This is a genomic window from Actinomadura opuntiae, assembly GCF_030283205.1.
Lineage (GTDB): Bacteria > Actinomycetota > Actinomycetes > Streptosporangiales > Streptosporangiaceae > Spirillospora.
On record NZ_JASNWF010000003.1, the window covers coordinates 157,894 to 181,148 of the forward strand.

Below are 23,255 nucleotides of genomic sequence, written 5' to 3' on the forward strand. Positions count from 1 at the left end.
GTGAGGTGGATCCGGACGCCCGCAGTGTTTTCGAGGCGGCCGTCCGGATCCGCTGCGACCGCTCAGTTGGCGGGCTCGGCGTTCAACTTGGCGAGCAGTGCCTGCGCTGCGGCAAGGTTGGCGCCGTACTGTCCTGGTTGGCCTTCGTCGAGTAGCTGAAAGATCTGTACGGCTTCGGTGGCACCGGTGACGGCCTGGTCGTGGTGTCCTCCGCCGTCCAGCGCGGGGGCGATGGTCGTGATGAGCCAGTCGCCGAGGAACGGCTGGTACGCGGTGTCGGCGGTGGTGAGTGCGTGGCCGGCCTCGAGCGCTTGGGCGGCGGTGTCCGCGGCTTGGGCGTGGTCGTGGTGGTCCGAGTAGCGGGCGGTGAGGGTGACCAGCGCGTTGGCCCGGTCGAGGCGGTAGCTGAGGTTGGCGGCGTCCTGCGCGGTCAGCTGCTCGAACAAGTTCGCGGCTTCCTGACATGCGCTGATCGCGCCGGGCAGTCGGCCGGCGGTGCTGTAGGCGGACTGGATGGGCCACAGCAGCCACTCACCGAATGACTGCCGGCGTGCCGGATCAGCGGTCGCCATGGCTCGGGCGGCGTCCGCGGCCTGGACGGCGGTGTCGACGGCCAGCTGGGTGTCACCGTGGTCCAGGTAGCGTTCGACGAGGCTGACCAGCGGCGCGGCGTGGTCGTAGGCGTAGACGCTGTTCGTCGGATCGCTCTTGAGTAGTCCCGCCGCGACGTCGATCGCCTCCTGGCATGCGCTGATGGCCTCGGGCAGGCGCCTTGCGGCTGCCAGGGCCGCCTGCAGCGGCCAGACCAGCCATTCTGCGGCAGCCTGCTGATACGCGGGTGTCGCCGCGGCCAGTGCGCGTGCAGCGGTGATGGCTTGGTCGGCGCTGTCGGCTGCGAGCGCGAGGTCGCCGTTGTCCCGGTAGCAATCCGTCAGGCTCACCAGTGCTCTGACCTGGTTGTAGCGGTAAGAGTCGTTCGCAGGGTTCTGCTGGGCGAGGTCGGTGAAGACCGTGAAGGCCTGCTGGCAGGCGACGATGGCGTCGGCTTGACGTCCCCCCGCGGTCATGGCGGCCTGGATCGGGTAGAGCAGCCACTCGCCCCGGTTCTGTTGATAGGTGGGGTTGGCGGCCACCAGCTGTCGCGCGACTCCGTCGCTCTCGAACGCGCGGATCGCGGCCTCGCCACTGACCCGGTTCTCCAGCAGCGTCGCAGTGTGTTTCACCACTGCCGCCGTGTGGTCTGGCGTGGCCGGGAACGGGCTCGCGGCCACGGCCGGTTGCTGCACCGTGATCGGCGACGGGATCTGGCAGTGCTTGAGCGACCAGTCCGGGGCGACGAACATGACATCGCCGTTGAAGTTCTGTCCCATGGCCTTGCAGACGTCGAAATGACCGGCAGGTACGGCGCTTCCGGGCGGCGTAAGGGCGACCGGCGTCGTCCAGGGCTCCTCTCCGGACCTGGTCACGGTCTGGATCGCGCCGTCCGCCGCGATCCACAGCACGGTCGCATCGCGCGTGAATGGTCGGGTGAAACCGGCTAGCACGGCCCCGGCGGGTACGGTCCCCGGGGGCGTCGCCGGCGCCGGGCCGGTGAACGTCGCATCGCCGACCTCGTTGCTGTAGACCTGCACCGCCCCGTCGGCTGAGGCGAACGCGACCAGCAGCCGATCAGGTTGAGGCCGCTGCGGATTGGCTTGCAACACCAGGCAGAGGTCGCCACCGGCCGGGACGCTGCCGGGCGGCGCCACCAGGGCGGGCAGCTCCCAGGCGTTCATGGCCTGCTTGGACAGCACCATGTCGTACACCGCGCCGTTCGCGCCGACGTACACCAGGTCGAGCCGGTCCGCCGAGCCGTCCGGCGGCGGGGGCAGGCCGTCGCCGGAGTTGGGGGGCGGCGGGTTCTGGTAGCGCTTGACCAGTTTGATCGCGCCGTCGGCCGCAACGGTGCCCTTGGGCGCGATCAGCACCGGCGCGCTCCAGCCGCCGAACCTTCCGGTCAGGAGGATGCTCTGAAGGGCGCCCTCCGCCGTGGCGTAGGCGATGATCTGCTCCGCCCCGAACCCGGGCGTGGGGACCTGGGACAGCGCCACTGCAGAACCCGGCAGCACGGTGCCGGGCGGAGCGACCTGCTGGAACTCGCCCCACTCGCCGGTCGTCGCCATCCGCAGCGCCAGCACCGAGCCGTCATGGCCCGCGAGCGCGGCGACGGCCTCGCGGTAGACGATGCCGCCCGGTGCCATGTATTCCCAGCCGCTGACCGCTATGGGCGTACCGGGCTTGGCGGTGCCGGCTGGGAGGATCTCGTCCAGCGCGGTCCAGCCGCTGGCGGTGGTGTTGATCGCCTGCACCGAACCGTCGGCGCCGGCCACCAGGGCCGTGAGTTCGTTGGGGCGGACCATGCCGACCGGGGTCCCCGGTTGCAGGCCTGCCGCGATCGGCTTGGGACCGACCTTGAACGGACCTTCCCACACGAAGACGCCGTTCGGCAGGTTCCACTGGATGAAGTGGTGCACCCAGGTCTCACCGCGGACCCAGGCGAACAGTTCCAGGGGTGCAGTGTCGTCGCCGGAGCGTCTTTCCTGGTCCTGCGCCTGGAACACCGACAGCTCGTCGTACAGCAGGACCCCGACGGTGCCGGCCGGGCGCCAATGGTCGATGGGCTCCTCGCCGTCGCCGTTCGGGCGCCAGTAGTGCACGAATCCGCCGGTGACGCTCGGTGCGAGGAGTTCGTAGTTGCCCTGGTGGCGGTTTCCGGTGCTCCCGCGGCCGAGCCAGCCGCTGTCGTAGGCGCGGTCGGACTGCACGATGGCCGGACGGCCGCGCGCCCCGGTAGGTGCGACGGACTGGTCCTCGAGGTGCTCGTAGCCGTTGGTGTCGACGTACCGCTCGGCGGTCCAGATCTTCCCGTCGCCGGACACACCGGCCAGGATCGGGTAGCCCCGCTCGCTGCTGTCGTCCCAATTGACGTTCCCCGACCACACGGTCCCCAGTGCCCAGCCGACCCCTGAGGTGTGGCCGTAGGCGCCCCCGACCATGTCGCTGGTTCCGATGGTTGTCCAGTCCGGCGGGCCCTCGCCGTACATCGAGGTTTTGATGAGCTCGATGCCATCGCCGGCGCGCGGCGCGTACACGTACATGGTCTCGTGGTACGGCTGACCGTCCGGGAACGTCTTGTCGTGGTGGTGTCCGCGTCCCAGCGTCACGCCCACCGCGGGCTTGTCCATCGGCAACTGAGGACCCTGATGCCACGCCAGCGCCCCGGCGTTCTCCCGCCACCAGTGCTGCAGCTTGCCGTCCTCCTGGACGGCGATCAGCTCGAAGTCCGCCTGGTCACCGTTGTCCTGCAGGTGGTAGTCGCCCTCGATCCAGGCCAAGGTCAGGATCTTCGGGCTGCCGGGTGGAGTGCAGGCGTATGGGCCGTGCCAGCCGTCAGGGTCCCGGTAGAAGCCCACGAAGCCCCCGTCGAGCGCGGGGAGGAAGAGCTCCCAGTTGTGGGTCGGGCCGAAGCTGGTCTGCTGTGCGAAGCCCGATGAGTATCCGATCTGTCCCATGATCCCCCCGAGGGAGCGTCGCTGGATGGAACTCGATACAATTAGCTTGAATCTGATTCCATCGAATATCAACCGGAGTCGCCGATGGACAAGCGCCGCTACTCCACCACGTTGCGCGCCGAACAGGCCGCCCTCACCCGCCGCCGCGTCCTGGATGCCGCCGCCCGCCAGTTCACCGACCACGGCTACCTGGGCACCACCCTGGCCGGGATCGCCAAGGCCGCCGGGGTAAGCGTCCAGACCGTCTACAACGTGGTCGGCGGCAAGAGCGCCGTGCTCAAGGCCGTCTACGACACCGTCCTTGCCGGCGACGACGAACCGGTGCCGATGGCCCAGCGCCCGCTCTTCCGCGCCATGATCGAGGCACCCACCGGCCGTGAATGCCTGACCCATTACGCCGCGATCGCCCGCCTTCTGAATGAGCGCGTGATGTCCCTGCTCACCATGGCTCTCGCACAGGCCGCCACCGGAGACGCCGAACTGCGGGCTTTCACCGACACCATCGAGGGCGAACGCGCCATCGGCACTCGCACCCTCGCACGCCACCTCGCCGAGCACTTCGGACTGCGCGAGGGCATGGAACCCGACACCGCGGCCGACGTGATCTGGGCTCTCACCGCACCCGAACTCGCCCACCGGCTGGTCGCCGACCGCGGATGGAGCTGGGACCGGTACCAACACTGGCTCACCACCACCATCACCGACGGACTGCTCGGCTCAGAAAACGCCACCGAGCCCGGTTAGTTCTCACCCACCATCGTCTCGGCAAGGGACCGGTCGCACGGCTCACATCCACCGCCCAGCAACGGGCACGTGATCGCTCGCTGGGCGCTGGATTACGCTGCCCGCACCGACCGCGCGCACGTACGGCGCGGCGCGTTCGCCGCCCGCCTGGCGGGTGAAAGATCACCTCGCCAGGCCCCCGGCATCAGCCAATATGACTCGATCAAATGTTCGATAAAGCCAAGACGGGTGCCCCTCTGACACCTGGTCTCGACGCCGTGACGACCACTGAACCGGCCGAACCGTGCCGTGGTTTCTGGGCCGAGACCGCCCGGATCCGCTCCGGCTACCTGGCTGAAGTACCGACCCAGACTCTGGTGCTGAAGGTCGCCGAAGAGGTCGGCGAAGTCGCCGAAGCCTACATCGGAATGACAGGGGGCAACCCCTGCAAAGGCGTCCACAAGACCCGGATTGACGTCCTGGACGAACTCGCCGACGTCATGCTGACCGCCGCAGTGGCCATGTTCGACCTGGCGGGCGGCGCCGGCCAGGCCGAAGCGCACTTGGTCAGACGGCTCGCGGTCGTCTCTACCCGTGATGTCGCCGCTCCACCTGCCGGTGCTGACACCGCCAGCGCCTTGAAACGAGCTCCCGCATGGCCATCGCCGCCCGATGCGACTTGCTAAAGGCCGCCCTCGGCGCCCTGCCCGAGCGGCCCTGCCGAGCGGATGGCGGTCCGGCGGTCGGCGTCCTGGTCGATGATGGCCTGCCCGATCCAGTCCTTGCGGAGCTGCGCCGAGGATCGGGTGCACGTGTGGTCTCCGGTTCCTCGGAGACCAGCTTGTAGCCGGTGCGGCGCGGTTGCCGCACCGACCGATATGCCCGAACAGATCTGCGCCCGCTGCGGTCATCATGGCCGGCAGCACCGCTGGTGGGGCCGCCGGGACGACGGTGTGATCTTCCCGCGCTGTCACCTCACCGAACGCATCCCCTCCCTCCTGGATTATTCAGAAAGGGTTCACCTGTTGACCAAGAAACTGAACTATCCGGATTGGCGCGTTTAGGTCCGGTTCACTAGGAAAGTGCTTCCCGCATCGCGACCAAAACGCGCACACCGGTCTTGGTGATCGCGCATTTCGATGGAGAAATGATGGCACTTACGGCGCTATGGACCCACGGTAATGCAGTCGTTCCCGAAACGCCCCACCTCCTCGAGGAGATCGCGTATCGCGGTTTTGGTGCGTACGTAAGACTCCAGAGAGGGACTCAGCAATGGTTTCACGTTCCCATGCCCACGCCGGTATTTATTCGAGACTCTCGCCCAAAGGTGAGGAAGATCATGATCCTCGGAAAATCGGACGTCAGCAGCTGCATCCGCAAGGTGCACGTATTTGATAATGCCAAGCGAGTGGAAGATCATTCGGTAACCATTTGTGGCGACAAGCTTGCACTGAGCTCGGGTAATACTATTTGGCCGAACGATCTTACGATCTATTTTGGACTAGGCATTTCGATGCTAATCGATGCACAAACATTTTCGGCGGAATTTAATTTCGCGGGATTCGGGGCCGATTGGGAACACCCTTAAATCCTGGCATTGGTGTCGTGGTGGCGACGCCGCTGTGTCGGGTGCCGTGCACAGCGCGGCGGCGGCCAGGGCCGCGGTCAGGGCTACGCCTCGGGGCGAGGTCTTACCAATGATCGCCATGATCGGGCCTCTCGTGGGGGACGACGGGAAGGACCGTGCGGGTCGAGCGGGTCGGGTACGGGCTACGGCTTGATGAGTGCGCCGTCGTAGTAGCCGCCCTCGCAGTACTCCGTCGGTGCGTCTAGGTCCACGGCGACCCCGATGATGCCGGTGCCGTCGTCGATCGGTTTGACCTTGCCGTCGCTGTAGTCGCCCTGGTCGGTGGTGATCTCGGGCGGGGCGCAGCGACGGCGGTGCTGGCGTTGGTGACGGGGGTGGCGGCGGACGCCGGTGCGGTCGGTGCCGTCCACAGCGCGCCGACGGCGGCCAGCGCCGCGCCGAGGGCCAGGGGCGTGCGCATGTTCACCAGCAGCGTTGAGTCGGCCCTCCGGGAAAGGGGCGATGTTCCGGAGGGCCGTGGACATGATGCCTTAAAGAGGATCGGGCCTCCCGATCGGCAGCCAGCGCACGGCCCGTAGGAAGCCGGGGGGCGGGGTCAGGTGGGCGGGTTTTCGTCGAGCACTTCGATGACCTCGACGCCGGCCGCGGGCAGGATGTGCGCGCCGTCGATGTCGTAGCCGGTCCACCAGGTGTCACGGTCGATGGGCCGTCCGGCGCGGCCCCATTGGACCAGGGTCGTCACCTGGCCGGCCTGCCAGGGCCGGCCGTCGCCCGGCCATGGGTCGTCAGGGGCGGCGGTGGTGGTCTAGGTGGTGATCCGGACTCGGGCGGACCAGGTGTGGCCGTACCGCGCCGCGTATACCGGGGTCGGATACTGTCATCCCTGTAGGCGCGCAAATTCGCCCCGGCGGCAGGGGAGAAGATCATGACGAGGGCTACGGTCGGGCGGATGGCCTGTTTCGGTCTGGCGGCGATCATACTTCCGTTCACCCTCGCCGCCGAATGCGACAAGCCGCCCGCGACGTCGGAACTCACCTGGGCCGTCTACGACCAGGATGCCAGCGATACCAAAGAACTGTCGCAGAACTCGAAGGCGTACGCGTCGGCGGGGCACCGCGTCATCGTCACGTTCCGCGCGAGCGACCCCGGCGGGGTCACCAATGTCGCCACCTGGGCCGACCAGCGATGGTCGAGCGTGCTCTGCCGCGATACCATCGGCGCCTCGTACGAGATCGGGTCGCAGGTCGGCTTGCCCCACGTCGACACCCCGATCAATTCCGGCCTCTACTACGGCTTTTCCATGCGTCCGGCGATGGTGGCGAACCAGCTCTCCTGCGGACGGCATGACGTCGGCGACAACACGCTGCTCAACTTCCACGTCGTGAGCGGAACCATCCGGTACCAGGGCGAGGAGACGACCGCCAACGGTGACAAGCACGAGGTCTTCTTGGACGTGCAGTTCATCCCGTAGGTACCCGGCCTGGCACCTCCCGCCACCGCCAACACCGGAGCAAACACCGCGTCCCTGCGCATCCCACCAAGCAGAACACGCCCACACACCAGACAAGATCCCTCACCCACCACGACAACGCCGAGACGGGCCGCACGGCCAAGCCCACAACGCCAAACCCAACTACCGCCACAAGATCAAAACCCAAGGCCCAGGTTTAAGGACACTCACTCAGCTTGTTCCTTATCTACCGGCCTCGATGTCAGCGCCCAGTTAGGAATTCCCCACCGGCGGCCAGATGGTGGGGAGGCACCTAGCCGTCACTCGTCACTCTGTGTGAATCCAGCCTGGCGTGCATCTGGGGAAAGTTCGTGAAGGTGGCGGACGCTAGTCTGCCGATGTGGCTGAGACTTGGAGCGAAGATCGACTCGTTGCCGACGGCTTTCGGCGTGTCCTCGTCGAACTGGATCGGTATGACGGCGTACGCGCAGGTCTTGCCGAGGTAGACGGCAAGATGCACTACTTCCAAAGCCTCAACCAGCTCGACATGGTTGATGAAGTTGAGTACTACGTGTGGCCCGCGAGCGACGACGTTGCGGCGATGGAACGCGAGCAATGGGTCATCTATGTCGAGTGGAACCGGCGTTATGAGGCCGGAGAGGCCGAGGTGGACAGCCATCCAGGGCACGGAGGGATCGACGCGCGGTATGACGAGCTGACATCGTTGCTCATGCCGCACCGCCGGGCGCCGGCTGATGCGCTGCGCCTGGTGGCCGAGTGGCGGTTCGGCCCGGGCGCCCGCTACCGGGCCGAGGGGATCGACACCTGGGTCCGGTGGAAGGCGATCGGGTAAGTCGGCAACGAACACGACCGGCCACTCCCCGGCCCTTTGGCGAACGACCCTGACGCTCAAGGGCAGTCACAGAGAGTGCTCACCTAACTGGCCGTACATGGGGACTCTGCTCTGGCCGCTGTCACCTCGAACGGCATCTCAAGCTGAGTCGCTCATCTGAGGGTTTGCCGGACATGAGGGCGGCCTTCGCCTGATCATGTGCTCCGACCAAGGTGCACTGACCGAGACGAAGGCCGTGAGGGTGAGTCTGCTGCCTGATGCTGTCCAGAGGGAAGCGTTCGCGCAAGCGTCACGCTTCCGGAGCGAGTTCTACGAGTGTCTGACTGCTCGACGCGATGAGTTGTTCGAGCTGATGGAGGCGGTGCTTTGTGCGGACGGGGCGGTGAGGTCCCCGGTGGATCTGACGCTGCTGCCCGAACATCGTCGTGGGCACGGAGCGATGTACGGCGGCCTGAACCGCGGCCGGATCGACCTCGATCGGCTGCGGACGGTGCTGGCCGGGCTGCCGCTGCCTCGTTTCAAGGGCGGGCGCCGGTCCTGGTGGTCGATGTGTCACCGTGGCTTCGCTCGGACGCGCCGTGCTCGGCCGAGCGGCTGTTCTGCCTCGTCTACGGCCGGGCGAAGACAGCCATATCGTGATCGTCAGTGACGCCGGATATGACGTCACCCGCCTGGCGTGGGTTCTGCGTGACCTACCCGTCGAGCTGGTTAGCAGGGTCCGGTCCGACCACGTCATGCGGCTGCCCAAGCCGCCCCGTCAGCCGGGAACCAACGGCCGGCCGCCCAAGCACGGCCCGGAGTTCCGCTTCACCAAGCCGCAGACCTGGCCCGAACCCGCGATCACCACGGTCACCAACACCACCAACTACGGCAAGGCCCAAACGCAGGCATGGGACCGGGTCCACCCCCGGCTCACCACCGTTCCTCATGGCTGGACCACGACGGAGAACTGCCCTTGGTCAAGGGCACGTTGATACGGCTGAAGGTCGAGCACCTGTCGAAGGACCGGGATGCTCGGCCGGTGTGGCTGTGGTCCTCGAAGATCGGTGCCACTGCCGACGATGTGGATCGTTTCTGGCAGGCATTTCTCCGCCGTTTCGACCTGGAACACACCTCCCGCTTCGCGAAGCAGACCCTGGGCTGGACCACCCCAAGACTCCGTGCTCCCCAGGCGGCGGACCGCTGGACCTGGATCCTGATCGTCGCTCACACTCAGCTCCGACTCGCGCGACTGCTCGCCACCGACCTCCGTCGGCCCTGGGAGAAACCCACCGCCTCGGACCGGCTCACCCCGGCCCGGGTTCGCCGGAGTTCAGGAACATCCGCGCTCACCTCGCCTGCCCGACTCGTGTTCCCAAACCCCAAGGAACCGGTCCCGGGCGTCCACCCGGCGCCAAGAACAGACGCCGGGCACCCCGCTACGACGTCGGCAAGACTGTCAAACGCCCCGAAACCCTCAAGGCCATCGGCAAGCCTGGAAGATCTTGGTAGATAAAGAACAAGCTAACACCGTGTGCCGCTCGATTAGTGAGTTACGTGGCCTGAGCTGTAGCTATGCGGCGTGATGGTATTCGTTGACCACGCCCGTGACGGCGGGTCTTCGCCGGATGGATCGCAGGTCGTTGGGTTCAACCGGGTCCTGGACGGGCTGGGCTTCGGTGTCCGGGGGAAGTTGGTTTCGAGCTGGGTGCGGCCGATGGCCGTTGTAGTGATCCAGGTATTCACCGAGCACCAAGACCAGGTGCCGCTCCCCCAGGACCAACACCCGGTCCAGCAGTTCGCGACGAAGGGTTCCGATCAGCCGTTCGCAGACAGCGTTCATCCGCGGCGTCTGCGGAGGGGTCCTGATGATCCGGACGCCTTCGGCTTTGAACACCTCATCGAAGGCGCCAGTGAAAACCGGGTCGCGGTCGTGGATAAGGAAACGTAGCGTGCTGATGCGGTCGGCCAGGTCCATGGCCAGGTGGCGGGCCTGCTGCATGGGACAACGCCGCAAACCAGACCCGGTCGCCATGACCCCAGCGCGGACGACCTGCTACCTGACGGCGCAGCACCTGGTTCTCATGACGCAGCACCAGCAGCTCGACGTCCTTGGACGGATCAGACCGGACCAGCATCACCAGCAGGCCGAGCAGGCTCCGGACCAACCGGTACAGCAGAGACAACAACGCCTTGAGATGGTCGCAGTGACTGCCGCGGCACCGCAGCAGATCCCAGCTCACAGCATGAAACCGAGTATCCGAGCGGCACAGGATGGTTAGGCGAGCGCCGGGGGGTCGACCGGGCTGGTGACCAAGCCCGTAAGGGGTATGGCCATGGTGGGCGTGGAAGCAACGTCTGCATGGCGGCCGGCCAGTTGGTAATAGCCCGCGCGTTTGCTGTTGGCGAACCCTGCCAGCATTAGCCATCTTGGGTTCCCCTGGGTGAGACGCGCCGACCGTACATGGCCCGCTCATGCACCGCTCGGCGTCTCTCGAGATTCGGTGGGCCCTGTAGGCGACGTGTCGCTCTGTCGCGTCGAGCGGCCATGCACGCCGCTTGCCTGCGCCCACCTGCACAGTGCCGGCCGGACCGCGCTCGCCATGGTCAGGCCGGGCGGCACTGATCAATCGTGGCGCCTTGGACCGCTGCGGGTTTCGCGCCGCTCGCAGTAGAGGCTGCCGACCACGGAGCCGAGATGGACGACGACCCCGGTGGCGACCAGCCACGACATGATGACCATGACGACGCCGATCGATCCGTAGCTCTGCTTGTTGGCGACGATCTCGTCCGAGAAGAAGCGGGATGAGAAGACGCCCAGGCCGACCCAGCAGACGCCGGTGGCCAGCGCGGAGGGGAACAGCGACCCCCAGTCGGCGGCCTTCCCCAGCATGACCTTCATCGTCCACCACCAGAACAGCGTCGCCAATGTCAGACCGGTCATGCCTTGCAGAATCGGCCCACCGAGCGCGCCGGACGCTCGTCCGAGCACGGCTTGCACGGCGGCGTACCCGAGGAGCCCTGCGAGCCAGGACGACTGGGCGAGCAGATCCCGCAGCCCGCGGCTCCGCACGTCGAAGACCCGCTGATACCAACTCTGCAGGGTCCCGGCGACCGCCATGGCCCCGAGGACCAGCAGGCACGCGCCGAGCACGGTGAACGAGCCCGCCGCCGGGGCCGCTTCGAAGAGATCCTCGACGGCGCGTGCAGCCGGAGTGTCCAGCCCCAGCCAACGGATGATCACGGTGGCGGCGTCCTGCCCTGCAGCAGTCGTGATCACGATGAGGAACGGGAAAAAGCAGAGGATCGCCAGCGCGGCGAGTTGGAAGGAGTTGCCGAAGAAGTCGACCGCCGTCAACCGGGACCACAACGGGTTCTTCCCGATTCCCTCCAGACGCCGGACGCCGCTCACGTGGCTCAGCCGCGCGAGTGCGGCCCGGACGCGCTCGGGACGGCGATCGCCGAGCCGTTCGGGTGCTGCCTCGTTCGAAGTCCTGTGGCGTCTCAAGGACGGTCCGTTGCCTGTGTGCGGCCCGTGCCGGCGGCGGCTTCCGGTCCGCATCGTTGCTCGTCAGTCCAGCTTACGCGCCGGGATGCCCATGGCCGGATCTCATCCCTGGTGGGTGAGCCGCGCGCGTCCCCGCCGATCGGCCCCCGGGGGGCCGCGCGCATCGGGCGGAGTGAACGCCGCCCCGCCCCTGAGGCGGGCCGGTCAGGACCTGGGCGGTATCACAGCCGCCCAGGTCCTGCCCGCGTCAGGCGCCCGGATGCGAGGCGCCACAGGCGCCGCCAGTCCAACGGTGGGCGCGGAGGCGCCAGCCGGCGCGTGTGCGGCGGCACGCGGACGCGCAGCACACCCGGCCGTATCTCGCACACGACGGGTGTCCGGAGAGTGAGCGCCTCACCGTCGACACCGACCCGGATCTCGGCGGCCTCGGAGTCGACGACGACCTCACAGGCCGTCAGCGAGGACGCTCCCGGCCCGCGCCGGCCGCGCAGCAGCCCCGCGGCCTGGGCCGCGCTCGCCACCCGGACGCCGAGGACGCCCAGGACACCGCCGTCGAGTCGAGCACGGCGCCCCAACCCGGCGATGTCGCCGCCCTGGTAGGGATTGTTGCTCATCGAGGACCGCCTGCGGATTTTCGATGACGACGTTGCCGGCCCTGACCTCCAACCGCGGTGCGCGGTGCTCGGCGAGCAGGTCGGGAAGCATCTGCAGGGCCGTTCGAACCTTGTCGGCGCGGTAGGCCGGGCTCTGGACGATCGTCGCGTACGCGCCGAAAGAGGCGTTGTTCACGAAGGCGCGGTCCGCGATGCGGCCGAGGTCGACGCGGAGGTCGACGCCGTCGGTGAGCGCGTCCAGGCAGGTGGAGGGGTCGTCCCGGTCGAGGCCGAGATCCAGGGCGAAGTGGTTGCGGGTGCCGGCCGAGACGACGAGGAACGGCACGTCATGGCGGGCCGCGACCGCGGCGACCAGGGCCTGGGTACCGTCGCCGCCCGCCACCCCGAGCAGATCGGCGCCGGCGACCACCGCGCTCTCGGCCAGCTCCGCGACGTCCTGCGGCCGAGCGGGATCGAGCACGACGACCTCGGCCCCGAGCTCACGCGCCTTCTCCACCAGCCCGAACCTTTCGACCTTGCCTCCGCCCGACCGCGGATTCATGATGAGGAACGACCGTCGTGACGACCAAGGCCGCCGCTCCCACCGCCAGGAGGGCGATGCTTCTGACCCCTGCCGACAGCAAGAGCGTCAGGACGGTCGATGCCGCGGACAGGAGCGCTAGCCTCGCCAGCCTCTTGTCACGGTCGCGGTGGTCCGGCGTTTCGGAATTCCATGCAGGCACGCCTTGACGCTATCGATCAGTCGGTCACTGTACGTCACTCCACGCGGGTGACGCCGGCGTCGCACCAGAGCTGTGCGAGACGCCCGATGCCCCATCGAGCGCAGAAGTCCGGCCCGGGGAAGGCCGCCCCCGGGCCGGACGCGCCGCGCCAGCGGGGTGGTCGCCCCGCCGGCGCTCGTTCTTAGGTCCGCCGGACGACGCGGCGTGCGGTGCGGTGTGCGATCCTTCTGGCTCCGAACATGTGGAGCTCCTTTCCGTTGCGGGGCGTTCAGCGGCCCGTCGCAGTCTCCGAAGTCTCCATGTCCTGCAGCCGTCGCGCCTCCTGCGCGGTGTGCAGCCCGATCTCCACGAGGTCGAACGGGCTGACGAAGGCGTCACTGATCCGGAAGCCGTTCGCACGCATGATCGCGTCACGCAGCGCCACCGCCCAGTGGTTCTCGATCAGCAGGAGCGCCGCGGCGGTTCCGCTGGGAATGTCCGCGATGGCATCCCCGGCGTCCTCTGCGGCGGGCAGCACATGAACGCCCTCGACGGTCGATCCCGGCGAGTACGGAGAGGACCGCCACGGCGAGTCCCAGTCCCGTCCGGTGCGGGCTCTGTCGGAGAGCGCGACGACGAACTCGACGACGCCTCCGACCAGCCAGGCGATGCCGACGATGACGGCCAGCACCGTGAGGGTCTGGGGCACGTCACGCAGGGCGAGGCTCCCACGACGAGCGATGCGGCTCCGAGGACGGTGAAGAGCGCGCGAGTTCGCTTCGACCTCCGGGGAGGCGGCCTGCACTAGGCGCAGGATGCCGCCGACGATGAACTGCAGCCCGATGAGGACGGCGATGACGCCGATGGTGGCTTCCTCCCAGGCGACGATGGCGAGCCCAGGGCGAAGGAGAGCACTATGGCGAGGACGGCCAGGGCCGTGCCGCCGCCGGCCAGCCGCATGAGCAGGGTCCTGTCCACTCCTTCGGATGATCGGTGCACATTGGCGCCGGTACTCGGCTGCGTCATGGACATGGTGGTTCCCCTCCGGGGCGATAATGCCGGTCCTTACCTCGCTCGGCGTGAATCGTCGTATCGACCGTGTCCCAGGGACATCACCCGCCGCAGGTGGCGCGCGTGGCACATCGACATTCGGGCTCGGCCAGGCGGGCGGGCGCCGGGAAGCCAAGACTCCTCGCGGGGGGATGTCCGGCTGGCACGGGCCGTCGGACGCTGGCACCGTGCGTGCCGTCGCTCACAGAGAGCGGCACACCACGCAAGCAGATGAGCGGCGCAAACAATCCATAACCCAACCGGGGGGCGACTTTGAGAAGAAGAGTCGAGCGCAGCTGCCAGAGTGAATCGAAGGCATGGCTTCGAGATGTGGATCGGAGGCGTCGCTGATGGATGGCTATGTCCACATCGCCGAGCATGGAATGGTCGGTGATCTGCAGACCGCCGCACTCGTGTCCTCCGATGGGACGATCGACTGGTGGTGCACGCCCCGATTCGACTCCCCGAGCGTTTTCGCCTCGCTGCTGGACGGCGCGCGCGGGGGGCACTGCGGACTGAGGGCCGTGCCGGAGCAACCGAAGAGCGGGACGGTCCGGCAGCTCTACCTGTCGGATACGGCCATCCTGATCACCAGGTTCATGGCGCCCGAGGGCGTCGGAGAGATCGCGGATTTCATGGTGCCGATCGAGTCGGCCGAGCCGACCGGCAGGCACCGTCTCATCAGGGTCGTGCGGGTCGTCCGCGGCGGTCTCGCCTTCGCTTTCGACTGCCGTCCGCGGTTCGACTACGCGAGGGCGTCCCACGAACTGGTCCGGCCCGGTGAGGATTCCGCGGTGTTCCGGGGGCCGGGTACGGACCTGCATCTCCAGGCTGTCGGGCCCGTCACGCTCGAAGCGGTGGAAGGCGACATCACGTCGCGGTTCCGTCTCGAGGCCGGCGAGACGGCGGCGTTCGTCCTGACCAGCGACACGGCGGGCGCACCGAGGCCCGCCGCACCATCGGCCGCCAACGTTGCGGCCGAGTTCGAAACCTGCAACGCGTTCTGGCTCCGCTGGCTCCGCAGGTCGACCTACCGAGGCCGCTGGCAGGACATGGTGAACCGGTCGGCGATCACTTTGAAGCTCCTCACCTACGCCCCCACGGGCGCCCCGATCGCGGCACTGACCATGGGCCTGCCGGAACAGGTCGGAGGCGAACGCAACTGGGACTACCGCTACACCTGGATCCGCGACGCCTCGCTCTCCGTGCGGGCCCTTCTCGATCTCGGATTCGCCGAGGAGGCGGCGGCCTTCCGCGGGTGGCTACGCGACCGCCTCGCCTCCGGCGGCACCGCCTCGGGCGAGCCGCTGCAGATCATGTACAGGATCGACGGTGAGCCCCACCTCACCGAGGAGGTTCTCGACCACCTGGAGGGCTACCGGGGATCGGCGCCCGTACGCGCGGGCAACGCGGCCGCCGATCAGATCCAGCTCGACATCTACGGGGAGGCCGTCTACGCCCTGGCCCAGTCCGGCGACATCGGCGGAATCCGGGAGTGGGAAGACGTCACGAAGGTCATCGACTGGCTCGCCGACCACTGGGACAGGCCGGACGAGGGAATCTGGGAGACCCGCGGCGGACGCAAGGACTTCACCTACAGCCGACTGATGACCTGGGTCGCCTTCGACCGGAGCATCCGCCTGGCGACGGCCTGCTCCCGTCCGGCCGACGTCGCGCGGTGGACCGGAACGCGGGACGCGATCTTCCAGCAGATCATCGAGCGGGGCTGGCACGACGGGCGCCAAGCCTTCGTTCAGCACTACGACACCGATGTACTGGACGCATCGATCCTGCTCATGCCGAAAGTCGGCTTCGTCCCGCCCCGCGACCCGGCCTGGCTGTCGACGCTCGACGCGATCGGGCGGGAGCTGGTGAGCGACAGCCTCGTCTACCGGTACAACCCCGAGGCATCACCGGACGGGCTGCGCGGCTCGGAGGGCACATTCTGCCTCTGCAGCTTCCTGTACATCGAGGCGCTCGCGAAGGCCGACCGGCTGCGGCAGGCCCGTTACGCGTTCGACAAGATGCTCACCTACGCCAACCATGTCGGCCTTTTCGCAGAAGAGATCGGGCCCACCGGGGAGCAACTGGGGAACTTCCCCCAAGCGTTCACGCATCTCGCCCTCATCTCGGCGGCCGTGGCGCTCAACGATCGCATCGAGCAGGCGAGCGACCGATGACGCGCTGCGGGGCTGACTCCCTCGGAGCCTGGAGAGAGGTCGACGCCGGTGGATGAGACACGAACATCCCCGGAATCGCCGGTCCGTTCGCAAAGGGTGCTGCTCCCGCTCGCACTCGCCCAGTTCATCTGCAGCTTCGCCGGGTCGAACATGAACGTCATGATCAATGACATCAGCCGCGACCTCGACACGACGGTCCAGGGCGTGCAGATCGCCATCACCGCCTTCCTACTGGTGATGGCGGCCCTGATGATCCCCGGCGGCAAGCTGACCGACCGTTACGGCCGGAAGCGATGCCTGATGGCCGGCCTCATCGTCTACGGTGCGGGCGCCCTGCTGTCCGCGGCGTCACCCGGCCTCGGCGTCCTCATCCTCGGCAACTCGCTGCTGGAGGGGGCCGGCACCGCCCTGCTGATACCTCCCGTCTACATCCTGACGACCCTGATGTTCTCGGACCTGGCCTCGCGCGCCCGCGCCTTCGGGGCGATCACGGCCTTCGGGGGCATCGGCGCAGCTGCGGGGCCGCTGATCGGAGGGCTGATCACCACGGCTCTCAGCTGGCGGGCGGCCTTCGTCTTCCAGGCGCTCGTGATCGTGCTGATCATCATCCTGGGCAGGGCGGTCCGGGACCCCGTGCCCCCCGATCCGGCGCGTCCCTTCGACGTCCGGGGGGCGGTACTGTCGGCCATCGGCCTCATCCTGATCGTGGCCGGCGTCCTGGCGGCCAAGAACAACGCCTGGCTCACGCTGGGTCTGCTCGTCGCCGGAGCGCTCGTCCTCGCCTGGTTCCTCCGGTGGATCCGCGCCCGTGAACGCGCCGGTGAGGAGCCGCTTCTGTCGACGAGCCTGTTCCGCGACCGGACGTCCAATCTCGGGCTCGTGACCCAGAACGTCCAATGGCTCATGCTCATGGGGACCTCGTTCACGGTCGCCGCTTACCTGCAGGTCGTGCGGCACTACGATGCCGTCCGGACCGGAGTGATCTTCACTGCGGCCACCGTGGGCCTGCTGGCGTCGTCGCTGACGGCCGAACGGCTCGCCAGGCGGCGGGCGCAGCGGACCCTCATCGTCTCGGGCTTCGCCGTCACCATCGCCGGCATCGCCGTCCTGATCGCCATGGTGCACGCTCTCTCGGATCCCTGGGCTTTCGCTCCCGGCCTCCTGCTGACCGGACTGGGCATCGGCGTGATGCTCACCCCGTCCGTCAACGTCGTGCAGTCGAGTTTCGGAGAGGGCCGGCAAGGTGAGATATCCGGTCTGTCCCGCAGCGTCTCCAACCTCGGTTCCTCGCTCGGCACCGCCATAGCCGGCACCATCCTCGTCGCCGGGCTTTCCAAGCACGCCTACGCGGCAGCGATGATCACGCTGGCCGTGATCGGTGTCATCGGCCTCGTCAGTGCCCTTTTCCTGCCGCGGACCGGCACCGCCACCACCGCAAGACCCGGCTGAGGCGGCGTCGCCCGGGATGGCGAGGTTGTCCCTGCCGAAAACCTCGTCCGCGCAGGTCAAGCAGCATGTTCGTACTCGTTGAGAATCCCTCTCAGCCGTTGCCTTCTTCGGATGTTCAGGTGAGCGATCTGGTTCGGTTCGGTGATCGCTGAAGGCAGCGGCTTCAGCGGGCGGGCGTTGGCGATGCCCTGAGGAGGCCGATGCTCGTTGTAGAAGGTCTCGAACTCGCGGAGGCGTGGAGCAGGTGACGCTGGTTCCAGATCAGAGTCCGGTCGAGCAGTTCACGGCGGCAGGTCTGTACCCACCGCTCCATCACCGCGTTCATCCTGGGCATCCGCGCCCTGGTCAGCACCACCCGGATATTCGCATCGGCCAAGACGGCGTCGAACAAGTCGGGGAACTTACCATCGCGGTCGCGGATCAGGAACCGTGCCCGGCAGCCGGCGTCCTGCAGATCCATGACCAGGTTCCGCGCCCCTTGGGTCACCCACGCTGTGGTCGGGTGGCCGGTGGCGCCCAGAACCCGGACGCGGCGGGTGTGGTGCTCGATGACCTCCAGCACGTACATGCGGGCGACGGTGAGAGTCACGGTCTCCAGGAAGTGACACGCCAGCAGCACCTCGGCCTGGGAGCGCAGGAGACCGGCCCAGGTGGTGGCGGAACGCTCAGGCGCCGGATCGACGCCAGCGCCGTTGAGGATCCGCCAGACAGTGGAAGGCGCCACCTTGATGCCGAGCACCAGCAACTCGCCGCGCACCCGCCGGTAGCCCCAGCCCGGGTTCTCCCGCACCAAACGCAGAACCAGCAGCCGGATGGAACGGACGGTCAGTGGCCGGCCTGGCCGCTTGGGTTTCGAGCGGGCAGCATACCGACCGGCGATCAGGTCTCGGTGCCAACGCAGCACCGTGTCCGGCCGCTCCACCTCGCCGCGGCCTGTCCATGCGACTGATCAAGCCCCGTGTCGGAGTCCACGTCCTGCACGTCTCACCTGCACGGACGTAGTTTTCGGCAGGCACAGCGGGCGTCTCCGAGCAACTCCGTGGCACGGCTGGAACGGGCTGGAACGGGGTCATGGAACCGGGCTGGAACGCCTTCTGGGTGACAGGTCCGGCGGGAAAGGCGCCTCCGGATCGCGAGATCCGTGGAGAGGCTCATGGCGAGATCAGCTCGGAACCCGAGCGGGCGGGCCCCGGTGCCGTGCGGCGTGGGTACGGACGCACGGCAGTTCCTGGCCCCGCAGGACGCCACCGATGAAGTCCTGCGCGTGTTCTATCGGACGATCCGCGCGGGTCAGGAGCGGTTGGCCGGCGGCGGGGGCCCGTTCGGCTTCGATGTCACCGTCGCCCTGCTGGTCGATGACCTGATCGACGCCTACGGCTGCGACGCGGTCGTCGAGACCGGCTGCCATCTGGGGGACACCGCCGCCTACCTGGGGCGCCGCTACCCCGGCCTGGCGGTCATGACCTGCGACATCGATCCCGAGTACGCGCGGTTCACCGCGCACCGGGTGCGCGACCTGCCGAACGTCACGGTCACCTGCCAAGACTCCCCCGCGCTGATCGCGGACGCGGCCGAGGCGTTCGACCGGCCCTTCTACTTCCTGGACGCGCACTGGGGCGCGTGGCCATTGCCGCGGGAACTGGCGGCGATCCGCGCCGGTGTCGTCCTGATCGATGACTTCGACATGGGTCACGTACGGTTCGGCCACGACGCCTATGAGGGCGTCTCCTGCGGACCGGACGTTCTCGCGGCGATGACGCCCCCTCCGGCCCGGTACTGGACTCCCGTGCCCGGAGCCGAGCGCCGGCTGCCATGCCTGCAGGTCGGCCGCCGCGCGGGCGTCGGGCTCTTCGTGGCCGGCCTGGACGACCGCCCTCTGGACGAGCATCCCGCGCTCACCGGCCACATCCTCACCACCGAGGAGATCCGATGAGCGGCCCTGCACCCGCGATCACCTGTACCGATCCGCTCGCCGACCTCGGCGGCCTGCCCTTCGTGGACGACGGGTTCCGCTCCCGGCGGCTGCTGGCGGCGGCCGCGGCGGCCCGGCACGTCCTGGCCGAGCGGCAGGGCCGGACCCGGGGGCTGTCGGAGCGGACGCTGGAGGGCTGGCTCGCCCCGGCGCGGGCACTGACGTTGGTCGACGGACCGGCGATGCCCGCCCGGCCGCTCACCCGGGTCCAGCGCGGCCAGGTCGCGCAGGCCCGCGCAGGCTTGGCCGCCGCCGTCCCGGAGTGGGGGCCGCTGCTGGACCTGCCGGTCAGGTACGCGCTGCTGCATCCCGACGGCGGTGCGATCTCCGCCTCGTCCAAAGCGTGGCCGCAACACGTCCTGCTGGCCCGCGCCGCCTTCGACGCGCCGCTGGAGGTCCGCGAGCAGCTCCTGCACGAGCTGGCGCACCAGTGGCTCTACCTGATCGAGGAGGTGTGGCGGCTCCAGCGGCCCGGTGCCGCGCGCCGCACGCTTCCCTCGGGCACCGCGGACCGCTCGCCGGCCGAGGTGCTGGGCGCCGCGCACGTCGCGACCGCGCTGACGCGCATGTACCGGGTGTGCGGCGACGCCCCACCCGGCCGCCTCGCGCACCTGGCGGTGTACCGGGCCGGCTGCCTGGACCTGCTCGACCGGGCCGCCTCTGACCTGACCGACATCGGACGCGCGTTCGTCCGCCGACTGCAGGAGACCACATGACCCTCACAGCACCCAGTCCCGCGCCCGCACGGCGCCCCGACCGGTTCGCGCCGTTCGCGGCCTGGGGCAGCCCCCTCTACGTCGCCGACATCGCCTCGGCCGGTGAGCTCCTCCCATCGTTCCGTGACCTCATCCTGGAACGCACCGGCACCGATCCCGAGGCGTCGAACTTCGGGGTCATCACCGCGACGAAGGCCAACCAGGACATCCTGCAGTGGGACGACCCGATCGTGGACTGGTTCAAGGGCCGGATCGTCGACGCCGTCAGCGCGCTCACCCGCGCCACCCTGGGAGAGGCGGCCGACGAGGTCACCCAGGAGGTGATCGCCGAGGCGTGGACGGTGGTCTACGCCGAGGGCGGCAGCCTGCGCCCGCACACCCACCACGACTCCGCCTGGTCCGGGGTGTTCTACGTCGAGTCCGGCGACGGCGGCGACACCGGCGAGGCCGGTTACCTGCAGCTGCTGGACCCGCGGCCCGCCGCGGTGGCCCGCTTCGCCTCCCAGGGCGTCTACCGGGTGGAGCCGGTGCCCGGCCGGATGGTGGCCTTCCCCGGATGGCTGCCGCACTCGGTGCAGGCCACCCTCACCGGCGGCGGCCGGCGCATCTGCGTCGCCTGGAACGTCGCCTACGACAAGGACTGGGCGGGCATGTCATGACCGCCTCCACGCTCATCGCGCCCAGCGCGGCCGACCCCTCGCCCGTCCGGCTGCTGTGGGGAACCAGTGTCCTGGTCGGCAACGTCGACCTGGACGGCATCGTCCGGCCGGATCTGACGGCCATGGACCCGCCCGGCACCACCGGCGGTGCGGCCTGCCGGGAGATCCCGGCGGACGAGGCCCTGAACGACCCGCGCCGCCTCGCCGCACTGTTCGCCGAGGCGATGGACGCGGCGGCCGACCGCAAGCGCACCGCCGGCGACGTGGACCTCACCGTGCAGGTCTGGGAGGCGGGCCACGGTGTCCCCGCCGAGGCCCGGCCCGCCACGTGGGCCGGCTGGTGCTACCTCGCCGCGACCCCGGCGCCCGCCGCCCGCGAGTCGGGCTGCCTGGCCCTGGCCGATCCCCGGCCGGCCAGCGACCAGACGGCCGTGCCCGGCCTGCCCTGGGGCCGGGCGATCCTGGCCCGGCCCTCGCGCGGCGTCATGGTCGTCGCCCCCGGATGGCTCACCACCTCGGTCGTTCCCGTGGAGAACGGCCAGCGGCTCATCGTCGCGATCGCTGCTTCGGCCCGGTAAATCCGCCGGGCCGGACGTCCAGGAAAGGAAACGCACCATGGCACAGCCCACCGAACGCGCCGCCACCAGCCTGCGGCTGGCCGGCCCGGCGCTCGGCCTCGGCCTCGAGGAGACCGACGTCGACGCCTACCTTGAGGCCGCCCGCTCAGGCGCCATCATCCCCGAGACCAGCTGCGACAAGGGGATGCAGGACAACCACGCGCTGCGCACCGCGACCAGGACCAGCCTCCCGACCGCCGAGCTGCAGTCGGCCTGACCGGCCAGTTCTCCAGCGGCCCCGGTCCCATCGCGCGACGATGGGACCGGGGCCCACCCACGTCCGCCGCCCAGAAAGGTGAACGCCGTGAACACCGATCCACGGAGCAGCCGGTGAGGATGCCCCGACCCCTCCCCCGCCGACTGGCCGGGGCGATCGCCCTGGCGCGCGAAAACCCGGCATGGAGACGCTATTTCGCGGCCCGCTGGGTCTCGGTGACCGGTTCGACGGTCGCGCCGATCGCGGCCGCCTACGCCGTGCTGGGCATCGGTGGCGGCGCCACCGGAATCGGTCTCGTCCTGGTGGGCGGCCCGATCGTGTTCATGGCGCTGTCTCCGGTCGGCGGCGTCGTCGCGGACCGGTATCCGCGCCGGACGGTGCTGGCCTGCTGCCAGTACGCCAGCGCCGCCGTGCAGGGCACCGTCGCCGTTCTGGTGCTGACCGGATCGGCGTCGGTGACCGCGCTGGCGGCCTTGCAACTGCTCCAGGGCGCCGTCACGGCGTTCTTCGGTCCCGCGGCGAGGGGGTTGCTGCCGCAGCTGGTGGACAAGGAAGCACTGCCCGACGCCAACGGGCTGGCGCAGATCTCCAACAACATGGTCGCGATCGGCGGCCCGCCGATCGCCGGCGTCGTGATCGCCTTCAGCGGCCCGGGCTGGGTGCTGGCGTGGGACGCGGCCTCGTTCCTGCTGTCGGGGCTGCTGTTCGGCGGGCTGGCGGTGCCGCCCGTCCGGCCGCGTCCCGCCGCCCGGTTCCGCGCCGAGATCGCCGAAGGCTGGCGGGTGCTCGTCGGCCTGCGCTGGGTCGCGGCCATCGCGCTGCTGTCGGCGACGTCCTCGGCCCTGTGGGCCACCTGCATCACCGTGCTCGGGCCGGTGTGGGCGGCCGACCGCTATGACGGGGCGGTCACCTGGGGGCTGTTCAGTAGCGCGCTGGGCGCGGGGCTCGCCGCCGGGTCGATCACCGCGGTGCTGGTCCGCCCGCAACGGCCCGGCCTGATCTGCTGCCTGGTCATGCTGCCCGAGGCGACGCTGCTGGGCGCCATGGCCGCGGGACTGCCGTTCCCGCTTGTCGCCGTCGCCGCCGTGGTGTGCGGGGCCGGCGGCACGCTGGAGCTGGTCGTGTACCAGTCGGCGCTGGGCGCGTGGCTGCCCGAGGAGCACATCAGCCGCGTCCAGTCCCTCATCGCCCTCATCGGCACCGTCCTGGTGCCGGTCGCGATGGTCGGCGCGGGCCCGGCCGCCGCGGTCCTGGGCGCGCCGGTCGTCCTCGGCGGCTGTGCTGTCGTCGCCCTGCTGGCCGCGGCCGCCGCCTACAGCGTCCCCGACGTCCGCGCGCTGCGCGCCACTCCCCCGCCGGTGCCGGTTCCGGCCATGTCCGACCGGGCTGCGGGCTGAACCCGGGCGGGATCACCGCCGTGCCCTAGAC

At 69.0% G+C, this 23,255-nt stretch carries 23 protein-coding genes and 1 pseudogene; 15 read left to right on the forward strand and 9 right to left on the reverse strand.

Annotated elements, in window-relative coordinates:
• Positions 1 to 62 precede the first annotated feature (62 nt).
• Positions 63 to 3,623 carry a hypothetical protein gene (locus QP089_RS07045; RefSeq protein ID WP_285910527.1) on the reverse strand — a complete coding sequence of 1,187 codons (3,561 nt, stop codon included), beginning with the start codon at positions 3,621 to 3,623 and terminating at the stop codon, positions 63 to 65.
• Positions 3,624 to 3,635: 12 nt separating this feature from the next.
• Here QP089_RS07045 and QP089_RS07050 point away from each other — a divergent pair, with 12 nt between their 5' ends.
• From QP089_RS07050 to QP089_RS07060, 3 genes are all read left to right on the forward strand, one after another.
• Positions 3,636 to 4,295 carry a TetR/AcrR family transcriptional regulator gene (locus QP089_RS07050; protein ID WP_285910529.1) on the forward strand — a complete coding sequence of 220 codons (660 nt, stop codon included), beginning with the start codon at positions 3,636 to 3,638 and terminating at the stop codon, positions 4,293 to 4,295.
• A 206-nt stretch (positions 4,296 to 4,501) separates the two neighbouring features.
• A complete protein-coding gene (locus QP089_RS07055) occupies positions 4,502 to 4,960 on the forward strand; it encodes a MazG-like family protein (RefSeq protein ID WP_285910530.1) in 459 nt (152 codons plus the stop codon).
• A 437-nt stretch (positions 4,961 to 5,397) separates the two neighbouring features.
• Positions 5,398 to 5,862, forward strand: coding sequence for a DUF6623 family protein (locus tag QP089_RS07060; RefSeq protein WP_285910531.1), 465 nt, complete (start codon positions 5,398 to 5,400; stop codon positions 5,860 to 5,862).
• 182 nt (positions 5,863 to 6,044) lie between these two features.
• On the opposite strand, the gene QP089_RS07065 is transcribed toward QP089_RS07060, so the two are convergent.
• Positions 6,045 to 6,272 (reverse strand): hypothetical protein, encoded by a 228-nt coding sequence (locus tag QP089_RS07065; protein ID WP_285910532.1) that lies wholly within the window; start codon positions 6,270 to 6,272, stop codon positions 6,045 to 6,047.
• Between the two features lie 185 nt (positions 6,273 to 6,457).
• Positions 6,458 to 6,604, reverse strand: coding sequence for a hypothetical protein (locus QP089_RS07070; RefSeq protein ID WP_285910533.1), 147 nt, complete (start codon positions 6,602 to 6,604; stop codon positions 6,458 to 6,460).
• A 207-nt stretch (positions 6,605 to 6,811) separates the two neighbouring features.
• On the opposite strand from QP089_RS07070, the gene QP089_RS07075 reads away from it, so the two are divergent.
• The 4 genes from QP089_RS07075 to QP089_RS07090 all read left to right on the forward strand — a co-directional run bounded on the left by QP089_RS07075 (position 6,812) and on the right by QP089_RS07090 (position 9,139).
• The gene (locus QP089_RS07075; RefSeq protein ID WP_285910534.1) at positions 6,812 to 7,333 is read left to right on the forward strand and encodes a hypothetical protein; all 522 of its coding nucleotides are present in this window, start codon (positions 6,812 to 6,814) and stop codon (positions 7,331 to 7,333) included.
• 379 nt (positions 7,334 to 7,712) lie between these two features.
• A complete protein-coding gene (locus QP089_RS07080; protein WP_285910535.1) occupies positions 7,713 to 8,165 on the forward strand; it encodes a hypothetical protein in 453 nt (150 codons plus the stop codon).
• Positions 8,166 to 8,517: 352 nt separating this feature from the next.
• Positions 8,518 to 8,814 carry a transposase gene (locus QP089_RS07085; protein ID WP_285910913.1) on the forward strand — a complete coding sequence of 99 codons (297 nt, stop codon included), beginning with the start codon at positions 8,518 to 8,520 and terminating at the stop codon, positions 8,812 to 8,814.
• Positions 8,801 to 9,139 (forward strand): transposase, encoded by a 339-nt coding sequence (locus tag QP089_RS07090; protein ID WP_285910536.1) that lies wholly within the window; start codon positions 8,801 to 8,803, stop codon positions 9,137 to 9,139. Before QP089_RS07085 ends, QP089_RS07090 begins: the two co-directional genes overlap by 14 nt.
• Before the next feature lie 578 nt (positions 9,140 to 9,717).
• Here the strand turns inward: QP089_RS07090 and QP089_RS07095 are convergent.
• The 5 genes and pseudogenes from QP089_RS07095 to QP089_RS48720 all read right to left on the reverse strand — a co-directional run bounded on the left by QP089_RS07095 (position 9,718) and on the right by QP089_RS48720 (position 14,204).
• Positions 9,718 to 10,146 carry an integrase core domain-containing protein gene (locus QP089_RS07095; RefSeq protein ID WP_285910537.1) on the reverse strand — a complete coding sequence of 143 codons (429 nt, stop codon included), beginning with the start codon at positions 10,144 to 10,146 and terminating at the stop codon, positions 9,718 to 9,720.
• A 624-nt stretch (positions 10,147 to 10,770) separates the two neighbouring features.
• Positions 10,771 to 11,502 (reverse strand): YhjD/YihY/BrkB family envelope integrity protein, encoded by a 732-nt coding sequence (locus QP089_RS07100; protein ID WP_285910538.1) that lies wholly within the window; start codon positions 11,500 to 11,502, stop codon positions 10,771 to 10,773.
• Between the two features lie 371 nt (positions 11,503 to 11,873).
• The gene (locus QP089_RS07105; RefSeq protein WP_285910539.1) at positions 11,874 to 12,266 is read right to left on the reverse strand and encodes a diacylglycerol kinase family protein; all 393 of its coding nucleotides are present in this window, start codon (positions 12,264 to 12,266) and stop codon (positions 11,874 to 11,876) included.
• 250 nt (positions 12,267 to 12,516) lie between these two features.
• Positions 12,517 to 12,807, reverse strand: a pseudogene (locus QP089_RS48715) (diacylglycerol/lipid kinase family protein); the annotation flags it as partial.
• Between the two features lie 449 nt (positions 12,808 to 13,256).
• Positions 13,257 to 14,204 (reverse strand): DUF308 domain-containing protein, encoded by a 948-nt coding sequence (locus tag QP089_RS48720; protein WP_353070557.1) that lies wholly within the window; start codon positions 14,202 to 14,204, stop codon positions 13,257 to 13,259.
• 163 nt (positions 14,205 to 14,367) lie between these two features.
• Between QP089_RS48720 and QP089_RS07120 the strand changes: the two genes are divergently transcribed.
• Together QP089_RS07120 and QP089_RS07125 are read left to right on the forward strand one after the other, a co-directional pair.
• Complete coding sequence (locus QP089_RS07120; RefSeq protein WP_285910542.1) at positions 14,368 to 16,197, forward strand: glycoside hydrolase family 15 protein; 1,830 nt, start codon at positions 14,368 to 14,370, stop codon at positions 16,195 to 16,197.
• 96 nt (positions 16,198 to 16,293) lie between these two features.
• Entirely contained in the window at positions 16,294 to 17,646 is a 1,353-nt protein-coding gene (locus QP089_RS07125) for an MFS transporter (RefSeq protein WP_285910543.1), read from the forward strand.
• Between the two features lie 163 nt (positions 17,647 to 17,809).
• Here the strand turns inward: QP089_RS07125 and QP089_RS07130 are convergent, their stop codons facing one another.
• Positions 17,810 to 18,568: a hypothetical protein gene (locus tag QP089_RS07130; RefSeq protein WP_285910544.1), complete on the reverse strand. Its 759-nt coding sequence runs from the start codon at positions 18,566 to 18,568 to the stop codon at positions 17,810 to 17,812.
• Positions 18,569 to 18,850: 282 nt separating this feature from the next.
• Between QP089_RS07130 and QP089_RS07135 the strand changes: the two genes are divergently transcribed.
• The 6 genes from QP089_RS07135 to QP089_RS07160 all read left to right on the forward strand — a co-directional run bounded on the left by QP089_RS07135 (position 18,851) and on the right by QP089_RS07160 (position 23,224).
• Positions 18,851 to 19,579: a hypothetical protein gene (locus tag QP089_RS07135; RefSeq protein ID WP_285910545.1), complete on the forward strand. Its 729-nt coding sequence runs from the start codon at positions 18,851 to 18,853 to the stop codon at positions 19,577 to 19,579.
• Positions 19,576 to 20,334: an aKG-HExxH-type peptide beta-hydroxylase gene (locus tag QP089_RS07140; RefSeq protein WP_285910546.1), complete on the forward strand. Its 759-nt coding sequence runs from the start codon at positions 19,576 to 19,578 to the stop codon at positions 20,332 to 20,334. The genes QP089_RS07135 and QP089_RS07140 overlap by 4 nt, the downstream gene beginning before the upstream one ends.
• Entirely contained in the window at positions 20,331 to 20,993 is a 663-nt protein-coding gene (locus QP089_RS07145) for a putative 2OG-Fe(II) oxygenase (protein WP_285910547.1), read from the forward strand. The genes QP089_RS07140 and QP089_RS07145 overlap by 4 nt, the downstream gene beginning before the upstream one ends.
• A complete protein-coding gene (locus QP089_RS07150) occupies positions 20,990 to 21,571 on the forward strand; it encodes a hypothetical protein (RefSeq protein ID WP_285910548.1) in 582 nt (193 codons plus the stop codon). Before QP089_RS07145 ends, QP089_RS07150 begins: the two co-directional genes overlap by 4 nt.
• Positions 21,572 to 21,608: 37 nt before the next feature.
• Positions 21,609 to 21,827, forward strand: coding sequence for a hypothetical protein (locus tag QP089_RS07155; protein ID WP_285910549.1), 219 nt, complete (start codon positions 21,609 to 21,611; stop codon positions 21,825 to 21,827).
• A gap of 119 nt (positions 21,828 to 21,946) precedes the next feature.
• Positions 21,947 to 23,224: an MFS transporter gene (locus tag QP089_RS07160; RefSeq protein ID WP_285910914.1), complete on the forward strand. Its 1,278-nt coding sequence runs from the start codon at positions 21,947 to 21,949 to the stop codon at positions 23,222 to 23,224.
• The last annotated feature ends 31 nt before the right edge of the window (positions 23,225 to 23,255 follow it).